This window comes from Blautia sp. ZXY-1-C6 (assembly GCF_056339875.1).
Map to the genome: position 1 here is coordinate 37,770 of NZ_JBWJVQ010000221.1, position 8,713 is coordinate 46,482.

The 8,713-nt window shown below is 43.8% G+C and carries 5 protein-coding genes; all 5 read right to left on the reverse strand.

What is annotated here, in order from left to right:
• Positions 1–169: 169 nt before the first annotated feature.
• A complete protein-coding gene (locus tag AC075J_RS13690) occupies positions 170–1,399 on the reverse strand; it encodes a hypothetical protein (RefSeq protein ID WP_008705165.1) in 1,230 nt (409 codons plus the stop codon).
• A gap of 13 nt (positions 1,400–1,412) precedes the next feature.
• On the reverse strand, positions 1,413–2,231 hold the full coding sequence (locus AC075J_RS13695) for a PP2C family protein-serine/threonine phosphatase (RefSeq protein ID WP_008705166.1): 819 nt from the start codon (positions 2,229–2,231) through the stop codon (positions 1,413–1,415).
• Positions 2,212–4,119 carry a serine/threonine-protein kinase gene (locus tag AC075J_RS13700; protein ID WP_008705168.1) on the reverse strand — a complete coding sequence of 636 codons (1,908 nt, stop codon included), beginning with the start codon at positions 4,117–4,119 and terminating at the stop codon, positions 2,212–2,214. The genes AC075J_RS13695 and AC075J_RS13700 overlap by 20 nt, the downstream gene beginning before the upstream one ends.
• A gap of 309 nt (positions 4,120–4,428) precedes the next feature.
• Positions 4,429–8,184, reverse strand: a complete 3,756-nt coding sequence (rpoC, locus tag AC075J_RS13705; protein ID WP_008705170.1) for a DNA-directed RNA polymerase subunit beta' — start codon at positions 8,182–8,184, stop codon at positions 4,429–4,431.
• Between the two features lie 17 nt (positions 8,185–8,201).
• On the reverse strand, positions 8,202–8,713 hold a 512-nt coding region (locus AC075J_RS13710; RefSeq protein WP_476390424.1), incomplete at its 5' end, for a DNA-directed RNA polymerase subunit beta.

Consider the following 8,713-nt stretch of genomic DNA (forward strand, 5'->3'; position numbering starts at 1 on the left):
GATTCGGTTAAAAGAAGGAGGCACATCCCTTAACGGGTTGTGCCTCCTTCTGCAAATTCAACAGGAAGAATCGTCAATGTCTCAATCACTTCCCCTTTTATTTTCTTTAATAAAAGTTCCACAGCCTTTCGTGCCATATCCGGCACCGGCTGTACAATTGTTTATACCATTATGCCTCTTCAGCTTCCCCCTCTTCATAGGACTTCTCCCATATCTCCGAAAATACTGCCAGCGGACAGTCTGTGAGAAGGCACATGAGAAGGAAACATTCGTATGGATTTACTATGTATATCTCTCCCATTCCACATCGAAGCAGAATATCCTGAATCTCATCCAGAAAATGCTTGTATCTGTTAAAAGGATCATCATCCTCCATTTCCTGGGATACGATAAAGAATTCCAGTGTGATCAGGTCAAAGCGCTCCACCGGGAGTTTGTGGCTTAAAATATTTGTAATCCTCTGCCTGCTGAAACGCTTCTGGCTGAAATGCTTTGCCAGAATGGAGGCAGACATTTTCTTCAGATTGCCCATTTTGTTGATGGGGATTCCGCTGCAGATTACTTTTTCCACATCAGAAGGTGTAATTCTTTCTGCTGTCCACACCTTATCCCCACCTTTTTCCTCTTCATCATGCTGATACAGTCCGGCAATAATCTGCTTCGCATGATATAAAAGCTTTGTAAACTCCTGAAATGCCTGACTTTTCTCAGATATGGGATCTACTCTTTTTGATTTCAGTCGGGCAAGATAATCGATCAGTTTCTCCTCCGTATCAAGGCACAGGTTGCTTCCGTATAAAACCTGAGTATTTTCCACTTCCACAGGAGCGAGTATCTCATATTTTTTTTTCAATTCCTCTGCTTTATGATAACCCTGCTGCGTACTGTAACAATACCAGTAGATCACCTCGTCCGGATTGTAAAAATCAAAATCCTGTTCTTTCAGTACTCTTGTCAGGAAATCCGACACATCCTCTGTGGTCATTTTCAACCCAAACCCCAGAAGAAAAACAGTTTCTCTTTTTACAGATGCCTGATTCAGCCAGTTATTCACCAGTGCCGACAACTTGGTAGAGGTAGGATTCATGGATTTGGGCGTATAGGTTTCCTTAAAGGAATCTACTACGATCTCCTTATACACTTCCTGTGGAATCTCCGAGAAAGGTTCTTCCAGCTCTGCCCTTTCATAAATATATCTCTTCAGATGGTCGCCAAAGGACACCAGTTCCATCTCTTTATATAAATAGTGGAAAATAACATCCGCATCTTCGTCTTCAAAACTGTCCAGGCTTACCACCTGCCGAAATCTCTGTGCCGCCCTTCTGGTAAATTCATACTCCTGTACTTTATCAAACGCAACATTCTGTTCAAAATCCAGATCCTGCATACGGTTCTTCATGCTGCCCCACCTCTCATTTTTTATCTTTCAGATTTTTCATCCATTCTTTCATTCTGCGGACTGTATCCAGCTTCTGTACTTCACAGAGCACGATCGTCACATTATCTCTCCCACCTTTTTGGAGAGCATTTTTAAGAAGATCATTTACAATCTCCGGGATTTCCATATCCTGTGACAGAATCGCCTCTATCTCACTGTCCGAAAGCATATCTGTTACTCCATCTGAACACAGAAGATATCTGTATCCCTCCTTATGCTCGATTTCTGTCACAGAAGGTTCCAGTCTCTGCAGCTCTTCAGGAAGTCCAAGATACTGGGTTAACGGGGCTTTCCCAACTGCCGTACCACCAAAAACATGGTCTGTGGAAATCTGCTGAAGCTTACCACCATCCATAAAATAAATCCTGCTGTCCCCAAGATTGCAGGCAAACATAGACTCTGGTGTAAAGAGGAGCATCGCCATTGTGCTTCCCATGCTCCAAATATGATGCTCTGTTCCATATCTGCATACTGCCTGATTCATCTTCTCACATACATCGTCTATAAAATCTTCCGGCATATCCCTCAGCATTCTTTTATTCGCATTATAAAATTTTCCAAATTCTTCTGATGCAAGAAAGGCTGCAATCTCGCCGCAGCTTTCTCCTCCCATACCGTCAAATACCGCCATTGCCGGTACTCTGTTACCCGAAATAATCTTTGAGCAGATACCCTTTGTTCCTTCATTGTTCACCGGAAGGGATTCCCCAAAACACCAGAAATTATCTTCATTATTTGCCCGGATATTTCCTGTATGGCAGGTATATGCACATTCAATCTGATACATTGCCATTATCTGTCTTTGTTCCTTCTCCCTTCAATGCTTTCAATGAATTGTTCCAGTATTTCTCGCCACGTTTCACGAATTCCTCATTATCTTTTTCGTTATCGTGACACTTTCCATTGGAATCGATCCATCTTATCAGTTCGCCGTCGTTATAATAATAATATTCTGAAGTTTCATCATACCAGATATATGCAAAGAATAACTTCTCTCCCCAGTAGAAATATTCTTCATAAACTCCATCTCCGGATTCTGCCGGATAGACCAGAGCTTTCATGCATTCACTCTCAATATCCAGATTTCCATCTGCCTGCTGAGTGGTCTTTACCCTTCTCAGATATCGCAGAACAGTTCCTTCTGTTCCAACCCAGTCGTAACTGTTCAGATTATCTGTGATAGTTGTTGCCTGCTCCTTGATCGTATCCAGAGCTTTGGAGAAATCTTTGGATCCGGATTTTGTGGAGCTGTATTTCTCATCATCCAGAATTGCGATCGGATTATCCTCCTGTCCTTCCTGAGCATGATCTTTACTTACTCTGTAATAGACGGCGGCCATCATAAGTATCGCTGTACCTGCCACAATTGCAAGCAATGCCCTGCGCAGCAGCTGTTTCTTCCTGCGTCTTCGCTTTCTGGCTTCCACAGCACGCGCAGATCTTATCGCAACTGTTTCTGATGGCGTTTCCTGTGGCTGTATTTTCTGTTCTGCTACAACTGACATTGTTTCTTTATCTGTAAAGCTGCTCGCCGGAACATTGTTTACAGCACGTTTTCTTTTTGCAGCATTCTGAAAATCTGATGTTTTTTTATTTCCCCGGGTATTCTGTACTGACGTATTCTGCACTGTACTTTTTCGTACATTTTCGGCATCTGATGTAACATTCTGTGCTGCTCTGCCGTTCTGTGCAATTGCACTATATGATTCTGTTTTATCCGTTCCTGCTTTCTGAACACCGTTTTGTAACTGCCGGATTCTGCCAGATCTTCCATTTTTCAGATCATCCAGCGCACTATAAAGCTCCTCCGGTGTCTGATATCTCTGTGCAGGATCATAAGCACAGGCCTTCATGATAATACGGGCAAACTGTGTTCCTGCATCCACAGGTGCACTCATCTGCTCTCCTGCAACACGCTTATTTAATGCATTTTCCTTATCCCTGTAAGTGATAAACTGTTTTTCCAGACTCATAAATGGCAGTCTGTTATGATTCATCAGCCTGTACAGCACAATCCCAAGAGAATAAATATCTACCCTGCTGTCATATTTCTCACCTTTATACATCTCAGGCGCCATATAAGAGTAAGTACCTTTCTTGGAAAATCCGCTCATGGTTCGCTCAAGTTCACGTGCAATTCCGAAATCTCCAAGCTTAAAATCGCCAAATCTGGATACAAAAATATTCTCCGGCTTGATATCCCTGTGAATGATCTTAAGTTTCCGGCAATATTCCAGTGCCTTACTCAAATCCATTCCCAGCTTTATTACCTCTTTCTCAGTAAGCTGCTTTTCCGCACAGTAATCCATAAAACTTGTCAGATATTCCATCCTTATGGAAATCTCCCATCCAATGACATCCAGATATTCCATAACCTTAAAATCTTCTACAGAGACAATGTAAGAGTTTCCTCGAAAGTATTCCATGGTACTGATTTCCTGAATACATTCCTCAACCAGATTCTGAAAATACTGTCTTGTGGACTGCTCATCCCCTGTTTCAGAACGTACGCTGTTCAACTCGCTCTGGCTTCCGGGTATATTGATGATCTTGATAGCAGAATAGAAAGATTTTCCACGTTCTGTTCTCTGTGCCTTATACACCTTTCCAAAAGAGCCTTCGCCGATTTTCTCTATGATTTTCCATTCCGGCCATGCTGAAACCGGAAGTTCTTTATCCATATTGCACCTCCATTTCTGTTCAATTTCTATTTCCTTCCCTGTCCCGGTCAATGCTTTTTACAAGATGTTACCGGAAACAAAAATGTATATTTATCATAACTGTAAAAATACTTCACAGTTCATTACCTGCTCATAATGTACTGGTATTATAACACAAAAAGCAGTTTCTTTGTATTTTTCTCTTTTTTCGGCAATGGAATGTTCCGGAAAATAAAAGAGAACTACCTCGCCGGCAAAATCTGTCGGCACAGATAGTTCTCTTGTGAATTCATATCAAATCAGTCCGGATAAGTTATCTACTCCGTTGGATCATTCGTTGTCTTCTGCATCGTCTGAAGCCTGATCATCAGCTTCGTCTTCAGCAGCCTCTTCTTCATCAGATTCTTCAACATCGAATTCTTCGTCTTCCGGAAGTTCTTCATCCATTGTGACCATCTCATCATCTTTGATTTCTTCATCTTCCGTAAGTTCTTCGGCTATATCTTCAACCTTTACTTCCGGTTCAGGCATTGTGCTGTTGAGCCTTACATCTCTGTAGCGTTTCATACCGGTACCTGCAGGAATCAGTTTACCGATGATTACATTCTCTTTCAGACCGATCAGCGGGTCAACTTTACCCTTGATAGCGGCTTCAGTCAGAACTTTAGTTGTTTCCTGGAAGGAAGCGGCTGACAGGAAGGAGTTTGTAGCAAGAGATGCCTTGGTAATACCAAGCATAACCTGTTTTCCATCTGCAGGCTGTTTGCCTTCTTTTTCCATCTGCTCGTTAACGTCCTCGTATTCAAGGAAGTCAACCAGTGTTCCAGGAAGGAATTCTGTATCTCCGTTATCTTCGATACGGATTTTCTTCAACATCTGACGAACGATAACTTCGATATGCTTATCGCTGATCTCAACACCCTGGAGACGATATACACGCTGTACTTCACGGATCATATAATCCTGAACTGCACGTACACCCTTAATTCTCAGGATATCATGCGGATTTACGCTACCTTCTGTAAGTTCATCACCTGCTTCAAGGATCTGTCCGTCTGTGATCTTGATACGGGATCCGTATGGAATAAGGTAAGTCTTGGATTCACCTGTTTCCTGATCTGTAACGATAACTTCACGTTTCTTCTTAGTGTCATTGATAACAGCAACACCAGGAATCTCTGTGATGATGGCAAGACCTTTCGGCTTTCTTGCCTCAAAAAGCTCCTCGACACGAGGAAGACCCTGTGTGATATCTCCACCGGCAACACCACCACTGTGGAAAGTACGCATGGTAAGCTGTGTACCTGGCTCACCGATAGACTGAGCAGCGATGATACCGACAGATTCACCAACCTGTACCGGCTCGCCGGTTGCAAGGTTCGCACCGTAACATTTCGCACAGATACCAACTTTACATTTACATGTAAGGATTGTACGGATCTTAACTTTCTCGATAGATCCGCCTGTCTGGTTGTCCACGCCTTCTTTCATGATGCGGGCAGCACGTTTCGGTGTGATCATATGGTTGGCTTTTACGATAACTTCGCCATCTTTATTCTTAATTGTCTCACAGGAGAAACGACCTGTGATACGCTCCTGAAGTCCTTCGATCTCTTCTTTACCATCTACAAAAGATTCTACATACATACCTGAGATCTCATCTCTGTTTTCACAGCAGTCTGTCTCACGTACGATCAGATCCTGAGAAACGTCAACCATACGTCTTGTCAGGTAACCTGAATCGGCTGTACGAAGAGCGGTATCGGACATACCTTTTCGAGCTCCATGGGCAGACATGAAGTATTCCAGTACGTCAAGACCTTCACGGAAGTTAGACTTGATAGGCAGCTCGATGGTGTGACCGGTTGTATCGGCCATCAGTCCTCGCATACCTGCAAGCTGTTTGATCTGTTTATCGGAACCACGGGCACCGGAGTCGGCCATCATGAAGATGTTGTTGTATTTATCAAGTCCGGACAACAGAGCATGTGTCAGCTCATCATCAGTCTTCTTCCATGTATCAACAACTTCTTTGTAACGCTCTTCTTCAGTGATAAGACCACGTTTGTAGTTCTTTGTGATAAGGTCTACTGTATCCTGAGCCTGTTTGATCATCTCCGGTTTCTGCGGCGGAACGGTCATATCGGCAATGGCAACAGTCATGGCTGCACGTGTGGAATACTTGTAACCTGTAGCTTTGATCGCATCAAGAACCTCAGCAGTCTTTGTAGCACCGTGAGTATTGATAACTTTTTCAAGAATCTGTTTCAACTGTTTCTTGGCTACCAGGAAGTCAACCTCAAGAAGAAGTTCATTTCCCGGAACACTTCTGTCTACGAAACCAAGATCCTGTGGAAGGATTTCGTTAAACAGGAAACGTCCAAGTGTAGATTCTACTGTACCGGTCAGAACGGATCCGTCCGGCATTGTCTTGCTGCAGCGAACATGGATTCTGGACTGCAGTGTGATTACTTTATTCTCATAAGCAAGAATTGCTTCGTTTACGCTCTTAAAGAACTTGCCTTCACCCTTGTTTCCAGGTCTTTCCTGAGTCAGATAGTAGATACCAAGTACCATATCCTGTGAAGGAACGGCTACAGGACCACCATCAGAAGGTTTCAGCAGGTTGTTCGGTGATAACAGAAGGAAACGGCACTCTGCCTGTGCTTCCTGTGAAAGCGGAAGATGTACGGCCATCTGGTCACCATCGAAGTCAGCGTTGAATGCGGTACAAACCAGCGGATGCAGTTTGATCGCTTTACCTTCTACAAGGATCGGTTCGAATGCCTGGATACCAAGACGATGCAGTGTAGGTGCTCGGTTCAGCATAACCGGATGTTCTTTGATAACATCCTCCAGAACATCCCATACAGCAGGCTCCAGCTTCTCAACCATTTTCTTGGCGTTCTTAATGTTGTGCGAAGTTCCGTTGGCAACAAGCTCTTTCATAACGAAAGGTTTGAACAGCTCAATGGCCATCTCTTTCGGAAGACCACACTGATAAATCTTAAGTTCCGGTCCTACAACGATAACGGAACGTCCGGAATAGTCAACTCGTTTACCGAGAAGGTTCTGACGGAAACGTCCGGATTTACCTTTCAGCATATCAGAAAGGGATTTCAGGGCTCTGTTTCCAGGACCTGTTACAGGACGTCCGCGACGACCGTTGTCGATCAGGGCATCAACAGCTTCCTGAAGCATACGTTTCTCGTTACGAACGATAATATCCGGTGCACCTAATTCCAGAAGTCTCTTCAGACGGTTGTTACGGTTGATGATTCTTCTGTAAAGATCATTTAAGTCAGATGTAGCAAAACGTCCTCCATCCAGCTGAACCATAGGACGAAGATCCGGCGGGATTACAGGAATCACTGTCATGATCATCCACTCAGGACGGTTTCCAGACTCACGGAAGGATTCTACAACTTCCAGACGTTTGATGATTCTGGCACGTTTCTGGCCTGTAGCATCTTTTAATTCTTTTTTCAGTTCAACAGAATCTTTCTCAAGATCAATTGCCTCAAGAAGCTCTTTGATGGATTCTGCACCCATACCTACACGGAAATCATACCCATAAGCCTCACGTGCATCCTGATATTCTCTCTCTGTAAGTACCTGTTTGTACTGGAGTCCGGAATTAGCCGGATCCAGTACGATATAGTTAGCAAAGTAAAGAACTTTCTCCAGAGTTCTCGGAGAAATGTCAAGGATCAGTCCCATACGGGACGGAATTCCTTTGAAATACCAGATGTGGGATACCGGAGCAGCCAGCTCGATATGTCCCATACGCTCTCTACGTACAGAGGATTTGGTAACTTCTACACCACATCTGTCGCAGACAACACCTTTATAGCGAATCTTTTTGTACTTTCCACAGTGGCACTCCCAGTCCTTGCTCGGTCCAAAGATTCTTTCACAGAAAAGTCCGTCTTTCTCCGGCTTTAAGGTACGGTAGTTGATGGTCTCAGGTTTTAAAACCTCGCCTCTTGACCACTCTCTGATTTTCTCAGGGGACGCCAGTCCGATTTTGATGGCATCGAAAGTCATTGGCTGATATGTTTCATTGGCGTTAGTTGTTTCTGCCATGTATTCTTTCCCCTTTCTTACTCTTCGTCATTGTCTTCAAGAGCCTCATCCAGCTCAATGAAGTCATCCTCATCTTCATCCTCGTCAATGTCAACGAGTTCTTCTCCGTCAAACTCCTGCTTTGTATAGCCATGTTTGCCGTAGTCTTCTTCTCTGTCATGATGTCTTCTGGAATCTCCCTCGATGACAGAACGAAGGTCTGTGTCACCGTAATCTACAGATTCAAGAAGATGTACTTCTGTATTGTCATCCTTGAGTACCTTCACATCCAGACCAAGAGACTGAAGTTCTTTTAAGAGAACCTTGAAGGATTCCGGAATACCCGGCTCAGGAATATTGTCACCCTTGATGATTGCTTCGTATGTCTTAACACGTCCAACAACATCATCGGATTTTACTGTCAGGATTTCCTGCAGTGTGTAGGATGCACCGTATGCTTCCAGTGCCCAAACCTCCATCTCACCAAAACGCTGTCCACCGAACTGTGCTTTACCACCCAGTGGCTGCTGTGTTACCAGAGAGTAAGGAC

What these genes read in the sequence shown, in the direction of transcription:
- AC075J_RS13690 (WP_008705165.1), bottom strand. Translation starts at nt 1,399, where the DNA reads ATGAAGAACCGTATGCAGGATCTGGATTTTGAACAGAATGTTGCGTTT.
- AC075J_RS13695 (WP_008705166.1), bottom strand. Translation starts at nt 2,231, where the DNA reads ATGGCAATGTATCAGATTGAATGTGCATATACCTGCCATACAGGAAAT.
- AC075J_RS13700 (WP_008705168.1), bottom strand. Translation starts at nt 4,119, where the DNA reads ATGGATAAAGAACTTCCGGTTTCAGCATGGCCGGAATGGAAAATCATA.
- rpoC (WP_008705170.1), bottom strand. Translation starts at nt 8,184, where the DNA reads ATGGCAGAAACAACTAACGCCAATGAAACATATCAGCCAATGACTTTC.